Here is a 21454-nt window from a genome sequence, read left to right as displayed (position 1 = left end):
CTTGTTCTTCCCGGTGTCTCAGATGAGGAGAGATCAGAAAATATGGAATTAACGTGGGAGCTGGACAGCCTGTACCCGTCTTTTCAGTCGGAGAAATACCGGCAGGACCGAAAGCTGCTGGCAGAATATGCGGAGCATCTAAACCAGTGGGTGACGGGACACCTTCAGAACCGAATTCAGAACGAAAGGGACTCAGCACAAGCGATCGAGCAATTTTTAAAACAATATAATGCCTACAGAAGTGTCTACCTTTGCCTATTCAGCTATGCGGAGCTACGGTTCAGCCTGGACCGAAACGATGCGGAAGCGATGAACCAGATGGATGAGCTGGAAGACGCCGCAGCTGCAGCGGGGGAGTCTCATGCAAGCTTTAGCAAATGGCTGGCAGGGATGACAGATCTGAAGGCGGTTATCGCTTCGTCCGCATATCTTGTCCGGCATGAGTTCTATCTGCACGGGCTGCAGCAGCAGTCAGAGCATTTGCTTGGCGAAGAGGCGGAAGCGGTTATTGCCCGCATGCAGAGCACAGGTTCCAAAGCCTGGGAGAGGCTGTATATGCGGACACTGTCCATGCTTCGAATGGACGTCCAAATCGGTGGACAAGCCCGGAGCTTGTCGTTAGCTGAACTGCGGAATTTGGCCTATGACGGAGACGCATTGCTGAGAAAGGCTGCCTATGAAGCTGAGTACAAAGCATGCCGGAGTGTGGAGGAGCAGAGTGCCGCCTGTCTGAATTCCGTAAGCGGAGAAGCGCTTGCGGTCTATGAGCTGAGAGGGTATGCATCACCGCTGCATAAAGTGCTGAAGGCATCCAGAATGAACCGGAAGACGCTTGAAGTGATGTTGGAAGCCATAGAGGTGAGTCTGCCGTTTTTCCATCAATATTATATGAAAAAAGCAACGCTGCTCGGCCATTACGGACCGCTGCCGTTTTATGATGTTTTTGCCCCGTTAGCTGAAGAAAATTCAACTAAAATCACTTACCCGGAAGCGAGGGATGTGATCGTCTCCGGCTTCAGCGCATTCAGCCCGGAGCTGGGCGAATTTGCCCGCAAAGTATTCCGGCAGCGCTGGATTGATGCCGAACCGAGGGCGGACAAGGGTAATTTTGGCATGTGCGTTGATATCTTTCCGGTGGGCGAGAGCCGGATCATCACCAGCTTCAACGGGAATTATATAGATGTAAGTGTGCTGGCTCACGAGATCGGGCATGCCTATCACAGCAGCTGCCTTGCTGGTGAGACTATGGTGAATACGGACTATCCGGTACCGGTTGCCGAGACGGCGTCGATTTTTTGCGAAAGCCTCATTCATGAGGAACTGCTGAACATGGCAGCCGAGAGTGAGGCCCTGGCCATTTGGGAAAGAAGCTTGTCCGACGCAGGTTATTACATTGTGGATTTCTATGCCCGCTATTTATTCGAGAGCCGGCTGTATGAACGAAGACCATCCGGTCCTCTGTCCGCCCGGGAACTGAATGACCTGATGCATGAATCGATGGTAGCCGCATATGGCGGCAGCGTAGACCCTGCGACTATTCATCCTTACCAGTGGATCAGTAAAGCCGGATATTATATGGCAGGCAATGAATTTTTGAACTTTCCCTATTCATTCGGACTGCTGTTCTCCAAGGGACTATATGCGCAGTATAAAAAACGGGGCGGAGATTTCGCTGAACGTTACCGGTTTTTTCTGGCAGCTACCGGCAAAAATACCATCGCGGATGCCGCAAGACTGATGGATATCGATGTAGATTCGCCACAGTTCTGGCGCGATGCGCTGGCGTTGATTGCGGAGGACATTCAGGAATTTGTGGAGAGTATGTAAACTCGGCTGAGGGAGTTCCTTTTTGCGCGGAAGTATGGTAGAACAGTAGAAGGAGTATAGGCCCGAGGGGCACAGAAAGGGATGCTTGATGGATGTATGTAGTATGTAAGGAACATGTGGAGCTGGCTATCGACAAATTTGTGGACGAGTTCGAGGATGCGCCGGATATTGTGGATCTGAAAGAAACGGAGTTCTCGGATTGGGACCCGCCAGCGAAATGTGCGGAGTGCGATAAGAACGCTGAGGTTCTGGTAGTTTAGAGCTGCCGTACTTCAGGATAATGGGAATCAACTATTCAAAAGCGGGCCGAGTGCCTGGATGATCATTCATCCTGCGGTATCCGGTCACTTTTGATCAGGCTTGCCCTGCAGCTGTAAAGTGAGCTGCAGGGTATTTTGCATCTTGCCAGAACGATGTCCGTTCAAGCTTACGCCTCAACCATTTCCTCAATCCGGCTCCCGCTGCTCCGGCGGTATACAAAGGCGGAGACAATGGCGATGACGGCAGCAATGGAGAGTCCCCAGTAAATGTTGGAGTAAGCTGCAGACAGAGATAGCCCGTGCTGCCATTCCAGAGCACTGGCAGCCATGGCGACACCGAAGGCACCGCTGAAGAACTGGAGCAGCTGAAATAATCCCATTCCTGAGCCAATTTGTGAGGAAGGCAGAACGCGGGAGATCTCATTGGATACACTGCTGGACAGCGTGGTGAAGGCCAGACTCATAATCATATAGACGAACATCACTGCTATCCATGAATGCCCTGCGAATAGAGCAAACAGTACGGTAGCAGTCAGCACCAGCAGCGGTACAAAGCGGAGAATTCCACCGTTGCCGAAGCGGTCAATGATCCGTCCTACCGAACGGGATACAAAGATCGCGAGCAGAGACCCTGGAAAAATGACGAATCCCGCATGACTTGCGGTGAAGCCGAACCGGTGAACCAGAATCTGCGGCAGCAGGAACAGTGTTGCAAAGCTGCACAGATAGGAGGTAATTCCGATCAAAGAGAGTACCAGGTACGGGCGGTTCCTGAAAAGGGCCGGCATAACAAACGGATCAGAAATGGTGCGGATACGGCTCACGAATAAAAAGATAGCAGCTATTCCGGCAACCAGCGCAATCCACAGCCCGCTGGTCAGGAACAGCAGAAGCCCGGTGGTGCCGATGCCCAGGAAGACCCCTCCAAGTGCGTCAAACGAGCCGCGGCTCGGCAATTCCTTCGGCAGCAGCATCAGAAACAGCGGCACAAGCAGCAGGATAATAGCGGTAACGGCAAACAGCCAGTTCCAGCCAAAATACTGGGTAATGGCTCCGCCCGCAACGGGACCAAGTCCCAGACCAAGCGAAACAGAAGACATAATGGTCGCCATCGCCTTGCCCCGGCGGCCCAGCGGAACATACCGGGTGAACAGGACAAGTGACAGCGACATAACGGCACCGGCACCGGAAGCCTGCACAATCCGTACAATCAGCAGCACAATAAAGTTCGTGCTGAAGAATCCGGCAACTGCCGCGAGGCCAAGTGTCAGCAGGCCAATGGTCAGCAGCCTGCGGATCGGCAGGAAATCGGAAAGTCTGCTGTAAGTAATTGAAGCAATGGAGAACATAATGGAATACCCGGTCACGATCCAGGAGGCAGCGGAGGCTGAGATGCCAAATGTCTCTGTCACATCGGGCAATGCCAGGTTGAACATGGCCGTATTCATAATGACGAGGACAACCGCAACACTGAACAGAAGCGTAAGCAGCCCTTCCCTGGGAAGAGTGGCTTCTACTGAAGAATCGTCTTCCGCTATAGCGGAGGTTGTGTTTACTGAGTCCATGTAATGGCCACTCCTTTTTTAATGTTTTATAGTTCGATTATATTCGAACATTTGAAATATAGCATGCGTTGATATAAAATGCAATTAGAAGCACAAAATTTTTTTTGCATCCATTTGTACGACAAAAGGGGATATTGATCCATGAAGATACTATTTCATCCGGAACGCAAGGATATTCAGCTTGCCTCCGTGCTGTATGCACTCAGTGATCCCATTCGCTTATCCATCATCTCAGATATCAAGAGCAATGGTGAACAGGCCTGCAACTGCTTCAACGTGCCGGTTGCCAAATCGACGTTGTCCCACCATGCCCGGACACTGCGCGAGGCGGGGGTTGTGTATACCCGTGTTCAAGGAACGCAGCGGATGCTGTCCTTGCGCACCGAGGACTTGAATGCCCGCTTTCCCGGCTTGCTGGATTCGGTACTGAGCGCTTATGAGGCCAATAAGCAGCCTGCACTGGGTACGGAGGCAGAGGGGAGTAGCGACTGAGGCTGCTGTTCAAAAGCCGGACGTGATTCTCGGAAGCTGCGGGCAAGCGGGAGTTTGAGAGAGTGGAATTTCCACGTGGAACATTTGAATAGCACAAAAAACCACCTGATTCGACATTCTGAATTAGGTGGTTACATAGGTTTTTATAATTGGTGTGTTATTTCAATTCAATCTGCCCTTCTATGCCTTTGCCAGTTTATCAGCAACAGCTTGGATGCTTAATTGAATAGCAGCAGTTGCCTCGTCTAATGTTTTCTTCCCGTTTACTACCTGTGTCAGTTCTTCAGAAAGAAATGACCAAAAATCCAACTCCAAATCTGGCGATTTGTTCATGAGGGCATAATTTGTAATAGATGAATCGAAATTAGGTTTTAATGTATAGAATGCATCCAGTTTGTAACCAGAGTACTCCTTAATCATGCGGGATAGAGGAGCACCGATACTATTATTAGAGGTATTCGGTTTATAGTATTCATTAGCGTAGTCATCTCCATTGAAATATTTAATGAAATCCCAAGCGGTGTCCACATTTGATGCACCGGCTGGAATAGCCAGAATCTCAGAACCAAAAACATATCCTGTTGACTTCCGATCCTTAGAATCTGCAGGGCCGGCAGCAATACCAAGCGTAAACGGTTTATAATTCTTTACATTATTTTTTGCTTTTTGCAAGGACTGTAGCTGACCGATAGAGGCTACTATCATAGCTGATCGTCCCATAATGAACGGGCTGCTCTCCAGGTAACTTTTGCCAGACAGGCTGATCCTTTCGTCAAGTACCCCGGACTTCGTGGCCTCAACGGACAGACGATAGGCATTTTTCCACGCAGCAGTATCCGCACTAGCCTCCAGAGTTTTTGGATCCATATACGTTAACCCCTCAGTTCTGGCGATATCCATCACTAAATTGCTGGACCCGAAGGAGCTTAGGCCCCAAATGCGGGTATTCTTATCTCCCTTAGTAGGGAATTTCTTAGCAAGAGTCAATATCTCTTCCCACGTCATTCCGTCACTGGGTGCATTAACATTGTATTGTTCAAATAAATCAGCATTATACAGAAGAGCATACGAGTCGGTTTTTGGGCTTAACCCATAAAGTTTACCGCCGCCTTGTTTCTCCAATTCATCCAGCAAGCCAGGGTATACTGTTGTCATGTCATACTGATCCCGCTTAATTAACGGCTCTAAATCTACCAGCTTCTTATCTTTAGACATTTGCTGGTAATCATAGGGTGACAACATCACAAGATCCGGTGAATACTTTTGAATAGCCGCGTTGTAATCCGTAATCGCACTCGTACCTGTAGGCGCAATTACTTGGATGTCTGTATCCGGGAACTTCTTACTAAACAAATCCCCATACGTCTTATTGAAATCGTCTGCGTTCCAGTACAATACTTTTAAAGTATCTTTCGTATCTGCCTGTTTGTCTGAATTTGCAGAAGCCTGTTTTCCTGTGCCAAGACCTGCTGAAGTACCGATAAACATAACACTTAGACTAGTAAGCATAACCTTTTGTAATATATTTTTCTTCAAAAATAAAACCTCCACTCATTTGTTATTTCAAACGGTTACCGCTTGGATTGACCCCAGTATAGAAGAGAAAGCTTATCAACCGGGTACCAAAATTCTTATCATTTCCTTAAAAAAGGGTGAGCAGCCCGGGCAAAAAAGAACCCACCCTTAGATAGAAGCTATCTAAGAATGGGTTATTGCCTGTAAAGGCGTTTTCAGCGAGTTAAGGCTCCTGATCTATTTCGCCGCTTTTTGTTTTTTCACAGCATCATCAAGGCTCTTTTGAACTTGGGTTTGAATGGAAGCCAGCGCTTTGTCCAGTGTCTTTTTGTTGCTTAACACCTGTTTCACTTCACTCTGCAGAATAACTGAATACTGTGAATTGTTAAATAGATTCCCTATTGGATTAACATATGGCGGTGTTTCCAGGTTTGGTTGTAATTTATAGAAGGTCTCTAAACTATGACCATTGTACTCTTTACTATAATCCATACGAGTTAGGGAATAACCTAAAAACTGATCTGATTGGGATTTGGATTTAGCGTAATCCGCTCCGTTATACAACTTGATGAAATTCCAAGCAAAATCTTTATTAGCAGAACTAGCATTAATCGTCATGATCGAAGGAAGATGGATATTTCGTGTTGTTTTCAGATTCTTAGGATCTGCAGGACCTGCGGCAATTTTAATGGTAAAAGGTTTATAATTTGCTATAGCAGCTTTATCCGCAGTTACGTCTCTTAAAGTTTCCATACTTTGAGAACTTACCGTCATCGCCGCTCGTCCCATAATGAAAGGATCATTGTCAAAGCCGCTTGCATTTGTTCCTTCTATGGAATTGGATTTTATTGCAGTGATAGCCATACTGATTACCCTTTTCCAAGCTGCTGTATTCATAGTTGCTTTAAGTGTATTAGGATTATAACGGGTGACCCCTTCGGAAGTTGCTATATCATTTATTAAATAGGTGTAATTATCAAGAGGATAGTGAAGTCCCCAAATACGGGTGTCTTTATTTCCTGAAGTCGGGAATTTGGCAGATAATTTCAATATTTCCTCCCAAGTCATTCCGTCTTTCGGCAATGGAACATTATATTTTTTAAATAAGTCGGCATTGTAGAAAATGGATTCTGTATTGAAGGTTGGACTTAACCCGTAGAGGTTTCCATTGACTTTGAGTGCGTCCAGCAATCCAGGATACATTGTTGTAGTATCATAATTGTCACGTTTAATTAACTGGCCGAGTTCTGCTAACTGATTCTCCTTGGACAACTCCTGATATTCAAGAGTGTTCAACATCATAACGTCAGGTGACTGCTTGGCGATAAAAGCTTTTAAATCCGATTTCCCATCCCATTTCACTTCCTGAATCTGAGTATTGGGAAACTGCTGTTTGAACAATTCCTCATCGAAAAAATATTTCTCTTTGTACAGCACCTTTAAAGTTTGTTCCGCACCTGCCTGGTTATTTGAATTCGCAGAAACCTTTGGGTCTAGGCTAAAACCTGCTGAAATGACCAATAGCATAGCACTCAAACTAACGATTAATGCCTTCTTTAATAAGTTAACTTTCAAAATTATAACCTCCGCTCATTTGTTGTTTAAACGATTAACCACTTGTGCTGGACTAAGTATAGAAGAGAAAGCTTATCAGCTGGCTACCGAAATTCTTATCATTTCCTTAAATATTGCTAACGTTATTCATTGTATTAGAAATATAGCTTATAATTATTGTTCTACTCTTAAATTAAGAAAGATACAGAATTAAGGGAGGATCTATGGCGGAAAGCACGATTTTGATGGTGGATGACGAAGCGGAAATTATCCAATTGATGAATATCTATTTCAATAACGAAGGCTACAAGCTCCTGCAAGCGTCGAATGGACTGGAGGCACTGGAAATTCTGCAGTCCGAGCAGGTTGATTTAATTGTACTTGACCTAATGATGCCCAAGATGGACGGTTTGCAAGCTTGTATGAAAATACGGGAAACAAATTCAATTCCCATCATCATGCTCTCGGCTAAAGGCCAAGATATCGATAAAATATCAGGTCTCAGTATCGGCGCCGACGACTACGTAACCAAACCGTTCAACCCGCTTGAGCTGATCGCACGCATCAAGTCGCAGCTTCGAAGGATGAACCAGTTCAACGCCGCTGCGGTTAACGCGAACGAAATACATATCGAAAACGTCGTTATTAATAGTGCGTCCCATACGGTAACGGTCGATCAGCAGGAAATCAAGCTGACTCCCCGCGAGTTCGCGCTCCTTCACATGCTGGCAGTCAATAGAGGGATGGTACTGAGCATGGACCGCATCTACGAAGAGGTCTGGAACGAACCTTTTATGGAGTCAAAGAATAGCGTCATGGTTCATATCCGGAAGCTCCGTGAGAAGATAGAATCTAATCCGCGTAAACCGCGGATCATCAAAACTGTGTGGGGGATTGGCTACAAAATCGAAAACGAGCTAAAAGCAAGGGGTGAGTAGGATCCAACTGCAGTGGCTGTATACGATTCGTTGGAGATTAATGCTAATTATGGTTGCAAGCCTGGTCTTAACAGGCGCAGCTATTTTTTTCGGGTATTTCATGGCGGGCGAGCTGCAAAAAATCAAATACGTGGCCGCCCCGATCAATTGGAGCATTGAGCATGCCGGATCCGTTCGTGTGATGATCATAACCGGTATCCTTCTCTTTCCCCTTACCTTCTTCCTTGCCAGTCTTCGTTTGGTTCAGGATTTGCGCGAAATCAACACAGGGCTGCAGGAAATATTGGCAGGCCGGTTCGGACGTGTAGTAACAGTAAAAGGCAGGGATGAGTTAAACGTTGTCGCAGAGAGTGTGAATCAGCTCAGCAGGGAATGGGATCATTATCTGGCGGAAATCACCCGTGGTTTGGATGAGATTGCGGGCGGGCAGTTCGACCATCAGATTCCGGAAATTGCCGGCAATAAATTAGGCGAGGTTGCGTTCAGTATCAATCAGATGAGTATGCAGCTGAAGCATTCGATAGCAGAGGAACGCAAGGCAGAAAAGACCAAAAACGATTTGATTACCGGTGTATCGCATGACCTGCGCACTCCACTGACCTCGATTCTCGGTTTTCTCGAAGTGATCGAGGAGGACCGGTATCAGGATGAAGTGGAGATGCGTTATTATGTCAACATTGCGTATGAGAAATCCTTGTCGCTTCGGCGATTGATCGACGAGCTGTTCGAATATACGCGAATCAACAACGGTATGCCTCTAGAACTGAGCGAACTGGATATCGCCGGGTTGATCTGCCAGCTGGAAGAGGAATTCGTGCCGGTTACGGAGAATGCAGGCATGGAAATCAGGCTGAACATGCAAGAGGGAGAATACAAGATCCAAGCGGACGGAGGGTTGCTGGTACGGGCGTACGAGAATATAATCGCCAATGCCATCCAGTACGGGCGGGCGGGCAAATATATCGACATCCATATTGAACAGGATAGAGATGTGGTCGTCGTGCAGATTGAAAATTATGGAGACCCCATTCCGGAACGGGATTTGCCCTTTATTTTTGACCGCTTTTACCGGGTGGAGAGCTCCAGGTCGAAGCAGACCGGGGGGACTGGTCTCGGACTGGCCATCGCGAAAAGCATTATTGAGGTACACGGAGGGAGTATCACTGCACACAGCAGCAGCAAGGCAACCTCATTTGAGACACGATTCCCGGTTTCCGGCCTCCATCAGGCGTATGCGCCTGTTCCGGAAGAAGTTCACCATGAAACCGAGCAGGTACCGGCCGCGCTCCCCGAACAAGGCCTGGCGCTGAAACAAAGAATATCTCCTCAGCAAAGAGGCTTATTCCAATCTAAGGTAGCCGCGGTATCCATGATCGTGTTGATCATCTCTGCGGTGGTACTCTTCAGCGTTAAGAATTCATTTACTTCACCGCTCATGGGAAATCAGTATGAAAATAGCAGTGACCTAGCGCTGGTGCCAACTAACGGATATAACGAGATGGTTCTTATAAGCGGTAAAACAGACAAAGGCTATACACTTCTCATTCATCATTACTTATTCGACGGTCAGAGACTAATTATCCAATATTCTATGAAACATTCTAACTTGATACCGGAGTCACAATGGGTGAAACAATCGGTGAAGCCGACTTTTCTATTGGACTCTTCAACGATACAGGCAGTTCCCGGTATCGCCACGGATTCAGGTGTAGTGACGCCCAAAAACGGCACCATTAATTATTCATTTCCCGGGTCGCCACCTCCGGACAAGTTCCTGTTGAAAGTCAACGTAAACGAATTAAAAGTATTCGATGGCCCGGCTCAGCAGCAAATACTTACTGGAGACTGGAGCTTCCAAATTTCTGTGGAGAAAAATTATAAACGAAAAGCCAATGGTCAAAGCGAGCCGTTGTAATTCAACCCAAATTGTAGTGTACAACACAGCGAAGTTTTTGCCGACTTACGATACGGTTCACCCCGCTGTCTGTAACGGCAAGTTTTTAGGCCGGCATTTGCGGATGACCCTTCCTTGGAACTCACTTTCTTCAACGGTTTGGCAGCAAATCAGAGTTGCAAAACGGTTATTGACTCGTTGTTGAAAACTTCACCATTGTCACGGAAGCCGAAGCCTTCATAAAGCTTTTTGGCAGCGATGTTATCTGATTTATAAGGGATCCAGCAGTAATGTGCTGGCCCTGCCGGAAAGGTGCGAATAAATTCCAGGATTTTCTTCATGGCTTCCCGACCATAACCCCGATTTTGGTATTGCTTGTCAATCATCAGCCGCATGATGCAATAGTTGTTTTCTGCGATTGACGGTTCTTCGTATCCAGTGGTTCCATAGGCCAACATAACAAATCCGACTGGCTGCTCATCATCATAAATGACAAATGGAAATGGATGTCCCCCATTGGTTACAAGAACATAACAAGACGCCACGCTTGACAGATTAGACGCAACAAATTGCCGTTGGTCCTCTGAAACTTCCAAGTTAAACATAGCACGCCGGTTTTCCAGAGTGATTGTTCTGAGCGTAATCATGCAGAACTCCCCCTTCATCTCTTCTCTGTTCATCGGTCAATTAACCGCATTATGCAAATCAGCCGGTTCCAGCGACTTCAAATAATCAGCCATTACGGCCGCTCTCCGTCTTTTCCGCCATAGTAACATCCGCGCCGTGTTCAATCAAAAATTTGACCATGGCTATATTACCCATACGTGCAGCCACAGTTAACGGAGTCGCCTGATAAGGAAGACCCTATCCGGTTTATTATAATTGATGTCCACCCCCTGATCGAGCAAATATGTCAAAGTCTTCAGGTAATGGTCAGATAGCGGACAGCACGCAAAAAAGCCGGATGAACATTCAGGTTGACGCCGTGTTCTACCAGCAGCTTTACAACCTCCGTTTGCTGCGATACAAGCGATAAGTTACCCCTGATTAACCAATTCACCTCATTGGTTCGTGATTCAAATCACAACCACGAATACCTGGGCATGTATACTTTTATAGAGTAAAAAGATCATGGGAGGTTCTATTATGGGGCCATATGAACAGCAAAGAAGTTTCTTGAAGTCTAACTTTCTTGAATTTAAACATGTGAAAACAGATAAGATAAAGGGTCTGCCAAAACCAATGACCGTTAAACCTTATTCCTCTTCATCCGTCATTATTGACCTCCCGGAATGTAATGGGAATGTTGTTAAAAAATCAAATATTTATGACTGTATAAAGGAAAGAAGAAGTACGCGATTTTATTCTGAGGAAAGTTTACAGCTCGAAGAGTTATCCTATCTATTATGGGCTACTCAAGGAATAACAAGTACAACGAAGACCGGACTTACCCTTCGAACTGTGCCGTGCAGTGGCGCAACACATACCTTTGAAACCTATCTTTTCATTATGCGGGTGGAGGGAATCCGCCAAGGAATCTACAGATATTTACCGGTGGAACACAAGCTCTTATTTATGTCTGAATTGGATGAGATGGACGAAAAAATTGATGCCATCACATTAGACCAGCCATTTGTCCCGAATTTCTCGAAAAAGGCTGCCGTAATGTTCGCATGGAGTACAATTCCATACCGTTCCGAATGGAAATATGATATCTCAGCACATAAAAAAATCCTGATTGATATTGGACATGTCTCTCAGAACCTTTATCTGGCAAGCGAATCGATCGATGCAGGAGCTTGTGCGATAGGTATTTATGACCAAAACCTAATCGACGAGGTATTAGGCTTAAACGGTGATGAAGAATTTATCCTTTTCCTAGGCGCTGTTGGAAAAAAACGAAAATAGTCATTGAAAATGATTGCAAAGAGCTGCTCTATCAGATCTTTAAGTACCCTATTACTCAATATTTTGATGAGATCATTCCCTTCCCAGACTGGACAGGTGCGAAACGAAGCTATTGGATTGATTTTATGAGTGCCGGCGTGTTTGAAATTTGGGTAATGTGGATCAAAAATGGTCAAAAAGAAACCTTAGAGGAAATCTCATCCCTCATTCGATTTTTTCATAAATAAAAAAGCGCAGCAGTAAACAAATCGGGTATTGGCTCTAAAAATGAGTTTACAGCATACGTGGATTAAAAAGGCGGGGTTTCTCTCGGGAAAAGTAGTTGTAGATGGGGTTGAAACGAAATATAAAGGCGGAAATTCTATGGTCTGGACTGCTAAGGTTCGGGCAGTACAGAGCTCTATCAATACCAGATTGACGGCATGTGCGGACAATGTCTCAGCAAAACAGAGTGATCGAAATTATCAAGCTGAATTAAAAGCCAAACAATCCTCCGCGTCCTGCGGTTAGGATCGTTTGGCCTTTCTAGGGTAAGGCTAAGGACGGTGAGGCAGCAAGGCTCACCGGGGATTCAGTTTTACCTGCGAGCCCTTGCCGCCGGATTGAATTCCGGTGTCTTTGACGCCGGCTTCCTTAAGGTCGGCGACCAGCCGCTCGATGACCGCCTTGGCGGCCGCTGCTTCCTTTGCACCGGAAGCCTTCACGACAAGCTGCACCGGCTTGCCGGAGCGCAGATGCTTGTCCGCCTGCCGCAGCTTGGTATCGTAGTCATGCTCCTCGATCTGAGCCGTGAAGCGCAGCTCCTTGACCTTCTCTTTCTTGCCGTTCCCGCCTGCTTGCCGGTCTGCACCGGACTTGCGCCCGGCCGCTGTCTCCTTCTGCGCGGCCGCCTTCGCTTTGCCCTTCGCCATCAGGCTGCAGGGGGGCGGACTGCTCATCAGCGAGGTGCAGACGAGGTCAGCGCCTGCCGCCTTGGCCAGCGCCAAAGCCTCCAGTCTGGAGACAACCCCCAGCTGCTCGCCCCGAAGTCCTGTAAGCACCACCTCGGATGCTCTGATTTGCTCATTTAACAATACGGCCATGCAACGCAGCCTCCCTGTACACATTGATAAAACTATCATATACACAAAGGGCTTGCGGTTCAAATGTGAAGAGCCTCTTTTGCAGCACGTTGCGTGTTTTAGACAGGCATATGATAAACTACAAAGGACAGATTCACTGGCGGGCTCCACGGTTGACCGGAGAGAAAATACATTCATGACGAAAGCAGATAGATGGAGGGTTTATGTTCATTCAAATGATTAGTGTAGGCAAACTAAAGGAAAAATACTTGACGCTCGGCATCGCAGAATATGCCAAACGGCTGACGCCTTACCTCAAATTCCAGATGATTGAGGTGGCGGATGAGAAGGCTCCTGACTCTCTGAGCATCGCGGAGATCGTGCAGGTGAAAGCGCGCGAGGGCGAACGCATCCTCGCGCACATCAAGAGCGAGGCGCATGTCATTGCGCTCGCGATCGACGGCAAGCTCTGGAGCTCGGAAGAGCTTGCCGCAGAGATCGACCGGCTCGGCACCTATGGGACGAGCCATGTCGTCTTTGTCATCGGAGGGAGCCACGGGCTCTCCGATGACGTCATGCACCGCGCCCAGCAGCGCATGAGCTTCGGGCGCATGACGCTGCCTCATCAGCTCATGCGGCTGGTGCTCACCGAGCAGATTTATCGGGCGGTGAAGATAAATCGCGGTGAACCGTATCATAAGTAGGGGCAAGTTTTTTGAAAAAAAGCTCGCAGGAGCCTGTATTTACAGCATATAGACCATAGGAGTGGGGTAGGTCAGACTCAGGTCGGGATGGTGCGTAAACGGGCTTCTGTGAAGTTTTTAAATAGTATAAATATATTCTGAGATATAGCAATCTCTGGTTATTTAATTGCCTGACGAGAACTCTTCTGTATTAATTATGAATGTTTCTCTATCTTTGACATCAATTTCATTGACAACTTTGTAGACTCGATTATTACTCAAGGAATCTATTTCAAATTGAATAATCACAAAGTTTTTCCCTGATTTCAAGAAATCAAATGAATTAATTTCATATTTATAATCATAATGGCTCCTATCGGGTAGGTATGCTTCGTTCAAACCTTTATTCATTTCTTTATTCAGGAAGTTAGCCATAGAAGACGATGCTTTCTCTGAAATCTGCTTCTCAGTCACCTCTATAAATGAACGTTTGAAATCTAGTTTATTTACTTCTACCTCTTGGGTAAGCACAGCATTGTTTCCTTTATCATCTGTAGAATAAAAGCTCAGGTTTACTTTCTCTGGAATTTTGTTTTCAAAATGAAACTTAATTGGTACTGTTTTATCATTAACAAAGTTAATAATAAAACTGGGCTTTTGTAAATTGCTCATAGCAATAATCAAGATGTTTAACATAATATAAGCAGTAAATATCCAAGCACCCATTACTTTCCAATTTTTCATCACGTATTTTCGCAGTTTTACTATTCCTTTGCGTAGTTCTTTTCTGAATTTCTTGAAAAGCAATGCAATTACGAAGGGAACTACAACTAAACATGTAATGACAATAACAAAACGATTTTGAAAGATAAGCCCAACAGTTAATAAGAATAACAAAGTAACTATCATTGAGATGCCTGCATATAAGGAAGAAAATTTGAACAGGGAAGAATAACTTTCGTCTGCTCTATTTATATTTTTCCTCCTCATTACTCCCCTTTGCGTATAGTTAAGAGCAGAAAATTCGCAGTAAGAATAGTAAATTGCGCTTACTAGAACTAGGCATCCGGTAGAGAGCATGCAAGTTACAATAATGTGCTCTATAGAAAGAGGAAATTTCATATACATTTTGGTAGAGAGAATGTTAATAGCAAGCATTAAAAGCTTATAATAACCGACTCCTAAAACGCCAATTACAGTAGTTACAAGAACTAATCTTCCTGTTCTTTCTGCAAAAGAAAAAGATCTTGTTGGTTGTTCGCATTTGTATTTCTCCTCATATTACTTTCCTCCTAAATTTATGTATAAGCGTATTACGTAGGAACTTATGTTTGGTTTCGTTTCAGAATTATTATATAATTATTGTACTTACTTCGTTGTCCATACCGCCTAAGTCGTCGGAGAATGTGGAGGTTTATTCGATTAATACACAAAAAATTATCTTGATAGGATTGTTTATACTCTTTTATTGAGGTGAAGATGATAATTTTTTAAACTGCTATTAGAAATAGCGTTCTACATAATTGATTTAGGAGCCCATCTGAAGATAATATACCTAAGTAAAATGGCGGGAGGCTTTGGAAATGGCGATTGGTCGTAATGATTCTTGTATTTGTGGAAGTGGAAAGAAGTATAAAAAGTGCTGTATTAATAAACCATTAAGGAAAGCTTCAAATACAAATACGGTCCTGATTGATGAGTGTATTTCTGATTTCGAATATATTGAGGCTACCTCCAAAGAGCTTGGAAAAATCATATCCCTTTATACCATTGATGATGTCACCAGAGCTATATTTTGCATTAATTCTTGGGCCGATAATCGTTCGGCGTTAGCACAAGAATTAACACTTAACCATTCATTAAGTAATACTACAAAGTTCGGTAATCGAAATATTAAGCAATATTCCGAATTCAAAGAGTTCTTTGATGCAATTTCTATTTATTTGCCGATTACCTATAGAGAAGATTTGACACTAAATGACTTTGGTGAAGTTAAAATAATTGTTGATGGTGAGACTTATCCAGTAGTAATTGGTACTGGTCACGAACAGGTATATGCTGTAATGAATTTTCTTCCTGAGTTAGCCGAAGTTCTTGAAATGAAAGGTGAACTTAAGGCTGTATTGCATTATAACCAAAAAATAATAAATATGCTGACTGATAGTAACATATCTTCTCCTGGTGAAGATTATCATATCGCATTTGAGATGCCCTCAGAACAATTTTGGGTAGCAGCGAATTCTCTGTTTAATTCAAAAGAGTTTGTAGAACTTTCTAAGCATGCATTTCAAATAATGGGATATCAAAAATGTCCAATTGAAATGCGTCATTTCTTCGTTTATAAGAAAGAATATTACCCAATTTATAATGCATCAATTCTGGTCGATTTGTACAAAAAGCTGCTTTCTTTGGCAACAGTAGAAGAATTCCATCACCATATCAGGTTAACATGGGGGAAATTAATAGAAAATACTTTCAATTTTTCGAATAATGATCGTTCGCGAGTTCTCATTGCACCTAGAATTTTTAATAAAGATACAGGTAAACCATTTACAAATAACCGTTTAGCATTTATGGCTGTTAGCGAAGGTAGAGTGTTGGTTGCAATAGATAAAGGTGACTTTGATAATCCTGAAAGCATTGACGCTGAAATCATGGCATTTAATTTATTGCATGAGAGCAATCAACTGCGACTTTGCGAGACGTATTACAGGAAAGAATTAAAAGGGGGGGTATGCATTTGATATTTTGGCCGAGATGCCGATTCATTTTTTGCTAATAGAGCCATTCACCGATATTACAGCACATGGGGTATCTTTGGGTGAGGATGGAGAGTTGTTTTCATATTCTGCTCTAGATTTGTTTTATATGTTAGGCTTTATGGAGGATTTTAATGAATTGATAGAATTCATAGAATATGATAGAACAGAAAAAGCAGAAATAATGATCATAGGTGGTAAAAGTAATCTGTTTTTTACGTGGAAAAATGCACATTATCATATTGCATCAGGCTCAATTGAGTACAATTCAATTTCTGTTTCATATGGAAGTACAGATGAGTATGTTTATGAGTACTTTACTAAGGAACTTATGAATTATCCGTTCAATTTACAATCCAAAATGTTTACTAATCCATATAGTTGGAAAGTTATGGAGGGTGAATGGGGTTATTCACATGTTGAACATAAAGGTTGTTTAGGTTTTGGCGGTGAAGTTAAGAAAATTGGCCCATCCACGTTCCTTTTTCTAGCCCAGAATGTTGAATTTTTTATAGAAGAAGATTTCTCAATGAATAATCATACAGCGCTGAGAACAACTAATGAGTTAAATCAGCGTCTTTTTAATAGATATGGCGAAATACTTGCTGGATTCCCAATTCTAAATTCTAAAGTGCTTCAAGTTATGTTTATGCCTATGCATTACGCAAAAAAAGTTGACCATTCTGGTTTTACCATGAATAGAAGCAAGAAATATGTATATAGTGATATTTATATTGATACAGACACAATAATTATTCGATATGCTGTAAATCAAGAAGACCTAATGTTTGCTATGATGAATGCTGGTGATAAAAGTGTAGAATCTGCATACTTTTTGGAGCTATTAGAACCGCTGAGAGAACATAATCAGTCTTCCTTTTCAGAATTAGAGTCGGTTGTTATTAAAGATTTTTCACTAAAAAAAGAAGTGGGCGTTTTTACTATTGAACAAGACTATTTTTACTCTGATATGGCTATTAGTGTTCAATCAGAAGCACATAACTTTGTGAAAGCAAGGAAAGAAATTGCAAGAGTTTGTTTTTCAGCAGGGGCAGAGCCAGGAGAGTATTCTGGAAAATCAGCAACTCGTGTTATTAGAAGAATGCAAACATCCATCGTAAAAGTTTTTGAAGATCAAATCTCCCAATACAGCAAAAAGCATTTACACAATAAAGTTTTAAACTATTACACTACTCAATTACATGGAATAATTGTTAATCGCAAGCGCTATTCAAGCTTTAATAATTTAGATCCTGTTGTTCAAGAAGAATTTGAGCAGAAAACAAGGAATATCCGAGAAGAGTTTAGACGCAATTTAAGAACGGCCCAGTATTTATTAGAAAGTAATCTTGCAATTCAACATCAGGATAATAATTCCGAGTGTAAAAAAGATGAATTTGAAAATCTTTTAGCTTTTGCTGACTGGCTTGTTGTGCTACAAGACAATGCTGATACATGCCACTTTACCGATTTCGATGTATTAATTCAAATTGATGATGAGTACAAGGTCGATAATATTTTTTCTGAAATTGGAGTGCTACAATATGAGGAAATACTTCGTCGTAAGTATGAGCAACAAGATTACCCAATAAAAAATGATGAAACAGATAAGGAATATCTGATTCAGTGTGCAAGTGCCTTTTTCATAGATACCGGAATAGAACTGGGTATGCTGATCTCATTATTCGAATATTTACAGTTAAAGGTTTTGGATAATCCTTTTGTTGAAGAAATTTATCCAAATGTTTTTCAAGCCCAACCAGATAAATTAATTAGTGACTTCCTAACACTTTTTTTAGAACTTAAACATGATGATCAGAAAAAAGCTGAGAATGCCCTGAATTTTATAACATTAGATTGCAATAAATTAAAACTCCTAAATGGTACAATTCATGATATTTTACCATTTTGGGATCGGGAAAAACGTGATAACAGATTTGATGTTAAGCCTGTAGTAATGCAAGATGGTAAATGTATATTTTCACCTGTTGTTATTAAACAATTAGCCACGTATTGGAAGAGTGGTTTTTTAGAATGGTATATTCCTTTTGAGATAAACATGGAAAATGTGAAATTAGTACTCACGAAATGGAAAAAAAGATATGAAGATGAAATGGTACAGGATATCGCTAATGCCTTTCTAGATAAGGGCTTCTATCCTGTTTTTCCAGAATTAGAACTGGCATCAAGATTTCCTCAGAATGAATTTCCAGATAACTTAGGTGACTATGATGTTATTGCTGTAGATAAATCTAAAAAAGAAATTTGGCTGATCGAGAGTAAAGTGCTTCAAAAAGTAGGTTCTATCTATGAGGATCAAATGCAACAAAAGAGCTTTTTCTACCAACACAAAGATGATGAGAAGTTTCAGAGAAGGATTGACTATATAAAGAATAACCTTTGTAAGATTATAGATGCATTAAAATTGGATGCGTTGGACTATGAAGTTATCCCTTATATGGTAACTAACAAACTATTTACCTCTAGGTACAAGAAACTTGATTTTTCTATTATTTCTTATCATGAATTAATGACACGTATTAAATAGATCGCAAAATGAGAAGTATTATTAAAACTATTTCTCACATACTTAAATGTTTTTCTCTATTAACGCGATTTGCTGAACCACAATAAGTAGAGGCAATTTTTCTTGGATGGCAATTGTTTGTGTACCAAGTTTTGCAGCCTTAACAGGCAATGAAAAAGTAGGGTATCCTCGGGATTGCTGAGATTACCAAGAAGGAGCCATACTCAATTGCACTTAAAGACGATCTACAGCTCTGACAGATCGTGATATGGTATTGGCAGCCTAGATACGGTTCAAACCAAATGGGGGATCTGTACCCGAAAGAGATTCAGTCGTTGTAAGCTCAGGTATCTGAAACAGCCTTACGAATATGGACGCGGCAGAGAAGATCGTGTATTTAGAAGCCGTGGGGTACAATGAGAACTTCGAGAATCGCATCAAAAAAGGCTTCGGCGATCCGCTTGTAAAGCAGCGGTTGACGGAGCTGTTTGAGGAACGTTATCCAAATAGCAAAGGGGAAGAGAATTATAAGCCTCCAGCGCCCTCGCTTGGGCTACGCCCTTCGCGAAGGCAACAGCAGACCCTTGTCTCCATCGTCCCGATGGAAATTCCTACTTACACAAATTTTCTGTTTTACCAAGCCACAACTCCATGCTCATCATAAAAGCCACCAGTTGGACCATCATTAAGTATTGTGGCAAGCTCCACTACAGTGGAGGCTGCTTGTTCGACTGAACGATAGCCGCTATTACCATTTAAATCGGTAGCTGTAAATCCAGGGCAGACGGAGTTGATTTTAATAGGAGAATCGCTTAATTCTTTAGCAAAGGAAACGGTTAAAGCATTTACAGCCGTTTTAGAACTATTGTAGGCGAGCGAATTCGCATTATAAAATTCCGACGTTGAGTCTGAATTCAATGTTAAGGAACCTAATGCGCTGGAAAGATTAACGATTCTTCCGGCAGAAGAACTTCTGAGCAGTGGAAGCATTGCTTTAGTGACAGAAAATACACCGAAAACGTTTGTCTCATAGGTACTCTTGAGAACAGACAATTCCAGTTCAATTGGAGTGGTGTTTTCTTCGAAAAACACACCTGCATTATTAATCAAGATATCAAGCAATCCATACTCTTGCTCAATCCATTCTACTGCGGAGAGAACGGAGCTGGGGTTCGTGACATCAAGAACCACTGTTTTAGCTTTAATTTTCTCCTTTTCCAATAACGTTACGGCCTCATGTCCTTTATTTTCGCTTCTTGCTCCTATTAAAATCTCATACCCCATATTTCCCAATTGTCTTGCTGTCTCAAAACCGATACCTTTGTTTCCACCTGTAATTAATACGATCTTAGATTTATTCATAAAATTGCCTCCCTACATTCTTCTTTTAATACGGCTGCGTTTACCGCATGAGTTAAGAATATCAAGGGGACGAATAAATTTCTTTGCCTACAAGCTCATTCTATTTGTTTATTTAGCTCATTTTTTAGCCCCTCTAGGCATCCTTCTTCAACCGCTGCTGACGTCTAAACTCTGACGGTGGAAGTCCGAATCTTTCCTTGAATACTTTGGAAAAGTGAGCGATATTTTCGAATCCGGTCGAAAAACAGATATCTGTAACAGATAATGCTGTTTCCGCTAACAGTTCCTTGGCTTTATCCAGCCTTCGATTGCGAACCCATTTGAGCGGGGAGGTGTTGTATATTGCTTGAAAATCCCTTTTGAACGCCGCCAGGCTTCTGCCAGACAAATAGGCCAGGTCGTTAAGGGAAACGGGATTCATGAAGTTCTCCTCCATGATCTTTGTGATGCTGCTTCTGTCCTTGCTTATGGGTTGCATCATTTGATGCAACAAACGATCATTCGAATCTGCTATGTGAAACAGCAATTCCATCAGTTTCACACGAACCAGTCCTTCTTTGACTTCGTCAGGGTGCTCGAAATAGGGTTTTAACGACTCGATATAGCTTCCAAGGCGGTCATTGATCGGAAAGACTGTTATCGGAACAACATCATTCACGAGACAAATCGGGTTTAAACCGGCGAATTTGAGGAATTCCTCTATTATCTTCTCGTTCAGGAGAAACATCATATAGTCGAGAATGTAATCGGAATCGGGTTCACCCGCTTTCTCGTATTCGACTCCCATTGATTTATGAATAAACATCATTTCGTTGCTTCGCATCGTATATTCCTGATCACCGAAGCGAACTGTATAGACACCCGACTTGACGATTAGCAGAAGATGATCCTTCAAAAAAAAGGTTCCTTTTATGCCTTGCGTGTAAAAGCAGAATTCGATAACGGACATCCCATCCAGCTTCAAGCTCCCTTTTTTATTCGGAAACTTTACCAGTTCATTAGGCACCTTGACCATTTTGTTTGATCTCATAGTCATGGACGTCCCGCCCTACTTGTACCTGCGATTGCTCTAGTTTCCATTTCTTAATCATCCTTTCGGTTATGCCAGT

At 43.1% G+C, this 21454-nt stretch carries 18 protein-coding genes and 2 pseudogenes; 11 read left to right on the top strand and 9 right to left on the bottom strand.

Annotation, left to right across the window (positions count from 1 at the left end; genetic code table 11):
• Window positions 1–42: 42 nt before the first annotated feature.
• Both PGRAT_RS30820 and PGRAT_RS32920 read left to right on the top strand, forming a co-directional pair.
• Complete coding sequence (locus PGRAT_RS30820; RefSeq protein WP_025706519.1) at window positions 43–1827, top strand: M3 family oligoendopeptidase; 1785 nt, start codon at window positions 43–45, stop codon at window positions 1825–1827.
• A gap of 92 nt (window positions 1828–1919) precedes the next feature.
• Window positions 1920–2087: a CxxH/CxxC protein gene (locus tag PGRAT_RS32920; RefSeq protein ID WP_074086447.1), complete on the top strand. Its 168-nt coding sequence runs from the start codon at window positions 1920–1922 to the stop codon at window positions 2085–2087.
• Window positions 2088–2254: 167 nt separating this feature from the next.
• On the opposite strand, the gene PGRAT_RS30815 is transcribed toward PGRAT_RS32920, so the two are convergent.
• Complete coding sequence (locus tag PGRAT_RS30815; protein WP_025706518.1) at window positions 2255–3652, bottom strand: MFS transporter; 1398 nt, start codon at window positions 3650–3652, stop codon at window positions 2255–2257.
• A 141-nt stretch (window positions 3653–3793) separates the two neighbouring features.
• Here PGRAT_RS30815 and PGRAT_RS30810 point away from each other — a divergent pair, with 141 nt between their 5' ends.
• Complete coding sequence (locus PGRAT_RS30810) at window positions 3794–4144, top strand: ArsR/SmtB family transcription factor (RefSeq protein ID WP_025706517.1); 351 nt, start codon at window positions 3794–3796, stop codon at window positions 4142–4144.
• 180 nt (window positions 4145–4324) lie between these two features.
• On the opposite strand, the gene PGRAT_RS30805 is transcribed toward PGRAT_RS30810, so the two are convergent.
• Together PGRAT_RS30805 and PGRAT_RS30800 are read right to left on the bottom strand one after the other, a co-directional pair.
• The gene (locus PGRAT_RS30805; RefSeq protein ID WP_025706516.1) at window positions 4325–5680 is read right to left on the bottom strand and encodes an ABC transporter substrate-binding protein; all 1356 of its coding nucleotides are present in this window, start codon (window positions 5678–5680) and stop codon (window positions 4325–4327) included.
• Window positions 5681–5896: 216 nt separating this feature from the next.
• Window positions 5897–7234 carry an ABC transporter substrate-binding protein gene (locus PGRAT_RS30800; RefSeq protein WP_025706515.1) on the bottom strand — a complete coding sequence of 446 codons (1338 nt, stop codon included), beginning with the start codon at window positions 7232–7234 and terminating at the stop codon, window positions 5897–5899.
• A gap of 203 nt (window positions 7235–7437) precedes the next feature.
• Between PGRAT_RS30800 and PGRAT_RS30795 the strand changes: the two genes are divergently transcribed.
• Both PGRAT_RS30795 and PGRAT_RS34825 read left to right on the top strand, forming a co-directional pair.
• On the top strand, window positions 7438–8151 hold the full coding sequence (locus tag PGRAT_RS30795) for a response regulator transcription factor (protein WP_025706513.1): 714 nt from the start codon (window positions 7438–7440) through the stop codon (window positions 8149–8151).
• Window positions 8152–8200: 49 nt separating this feature from the next.
• Window positions 8201–10066 carry an ATP-binding protein gene (locus PGRAT_RS34825; RefSeq protein ID WP_081758872.1) on the top strand — a complete coding sequence of 622 codons (1866 nt, stop codon included), beginning with the start codon at window positions 8201–8203 and terminating at the stop codon, window positions 10064–10066.
• A 149-nt stretch (window positions 10067–10215) separates the two neighbouring features.
• Here PGRAT_RS34825 and PGRAT_RS30785 read toward each other — a convergent pair whose 3' ends face one another.
• Together PGRAT_RS30785 and PGRAT_RS32910 are read right to left on the bottom strand one after the other, a co-directional pair.
• Window positions 10216–10692 carry a GNAT family N-acetyltransferase gene (locus tag PGRAT_RS30785; protein WP_025706511.1) on the bottom strand — a complete coding sequence of 159 codons (477 nt, stop codon included), beginning with the start codon at window positions 10690–10692 and terminating at the stop codon, window positions 10216–10218.
• A 39-nt stretch (window positions 10693–10731) separates the two neighbouring features.
• Window positions 10732–11084: pseudogene (locus tag PGRAT_RS32910) on the bottom strand (ankyrin repeat domain-containing protein); the annotation flags it as partial.
• 107 nt (window positions 11085–11191) lie between these two features.
• Here PGRAT_RS32910 and PGRAT_RS30780 point away from each other — a divergent pair.
• Together PGRAT_RS30780 and PGRAT_RS35045 are read left to right on the top strand one after the other, a co-directional pair.
• Window positions 11192–11953, top strand: a complete 762-nt coding sequence (locus PGRAT_RS30780) for a SagB/ThcOx family dehydrogenase (RefSeq protein ID WP_025706510.1) — start codon at window positions 11192–11194, stop codon at window positions 11951–11953.
• Window positions 11911–12180, top strand: a complete 270-nt coding sequence (locus PGRAT_RS35045) for a TetR-like C-terminal domain-containing protein (RefSeq protein WP_162165087.1) — start codon at window positions 11911–11913, stop codon at window positions 12178–12180. The genes PGRAT_RS30780 and PGRAT_RS35045 overlap by 43 nt, the downstream gene beginning before the upstream one ends.
• 333 nt (window positions 12181–12513) lie before the next feature.
• Here PGRAT_RS35045 and infC read toward each other — a convergent pair whose 3' ends face one another.
• On the bottom strand, window positions 12514–13035 hold the full coding sequence (gene infC, locus PGRAT_RS30775) for a translation initiation factor IF-3 (RefSeq protein ID WP_042267704.1): 522 nt from the start codon (window positions 13033–13035) through the stop codon (window positions 12514–12516).
• A 203-nt stretch (window positions 13036–13238) separates the two neighbouring features.
• On the opposite strand from infC, the gene rlmH reads away from it, so the two are divergent.
• Window positions 13239–13718 carry a 23S rRNA (pseudouridine(1915)-N(3))-methyltransferase RlmH gene (rlmH, locus tag PGRAT_RS30770; RefSeq protein ID WP_025705733.1) on the top strand — a complete coding sequence of 160 codons (480 nt, stop codon included), beginning with the start codon at window positions 13239–13241 and terminating at the stop codon, window positions 13716–13718.
• Between the two features lie 162 nt (window positions 13719–13880).
• Here the strand turns inward: rlmH and PGRAT_RS30765 are convergent, their stop codons facing one another.
• Window positions 13881–14687, bottom strand: a complete 807-nt coding sequence (locus tag PGRAT_RS30765) for a hypothetical protein (protein ID WP_155990399.1) — start codon at window positions 14685–14687, stop codon at window positions 13881–13883.
• 593 nt (window positions 14688–15280) lie between these two features.
• On the opposite strand from PGRAT_RS30765, the gene PGRAT_RS34600 reads away from it, so the two are divergent.
• From PGRAT_RS34600 to PGRAT_RS35040, 3 genes and pseudogenes are all read left to right on the top strand, one after another.
• Window positions 15281–16441, top strand: a complete 1161-nt coding sequence (locus tag PGRAT_RS34600; protein ID WP_025705731.1) for a YecA family protein — start codon at window positions 15281–15283, stop codon at window positions 16439–16441.
• 4 nt (window positions 16442–16445) lie between these two features.
• Window positions 16446–19004, top strand: a complete 2559-nt coding sequence (locus tag PGRAT_RS30755; protein ID WP_155990398.1) for a hypothetical protein — start codon at window positions 16446–16448, stop codon at window positions 19002–19004.
• Between the two features lie 334 nt (window positions 19005–19338).
• Window positions 19339–19488 (top strand): annotated as a pseudogene (locus tag PGRAT_RS35040) (IS256 family transposase); the annotation flags it as partial.
• Window positions 19489–19616: 128 nt separating this feature from the next.
• Here the strand turns inward: PGRAT_RS35040 and PGRAT_RS30750 are convergent.
• Both PGRAT_RS30750 and PGRAT_RS30745 read right to left on the bottom strand, forming a co-directional pair.
• Window positions 19617–20345, bottom strand: a complete 729-nt coding sequence (locus PGRAT_RS30750) for an SDR family oxidoreductase (protein ID WP_025705729.1) — start codon at window positions 20343–20345, stop codon at window positions 19617–19619.
• A 133-nt stretch (window positions 20346–20478) separates the two neighbouring features.
• Window positions 20479–21360: a helix-turn-helix domain-containing protein gene (locus PGRAT_RS30745; RefSeq protein WP_238326803.1), complete on the bottom strand. Its 882-nt coding sequence runs from the start codon at window positions 21358–21360 to the stop codon at window positions 20479–20481.
• Window positions 21361–21454 lie beyond the last annotated feature (94 nt).

The sequence above is a fragment of the Paenibacillus graminis genome (assembly GCF_000758705.1).
Classification (GTDB): domain Bacteria; phylum Bacillota; class Bacilli; order Paenibacillales; family Paenibacillaceae; genus Paenibacillus_AQ; species Paenibacillus_AQ graminis.
Note: the sequence above shows the minus strand (reverse complement) of the source record. Positions and strands in the feature narration are given on the sequence as shown.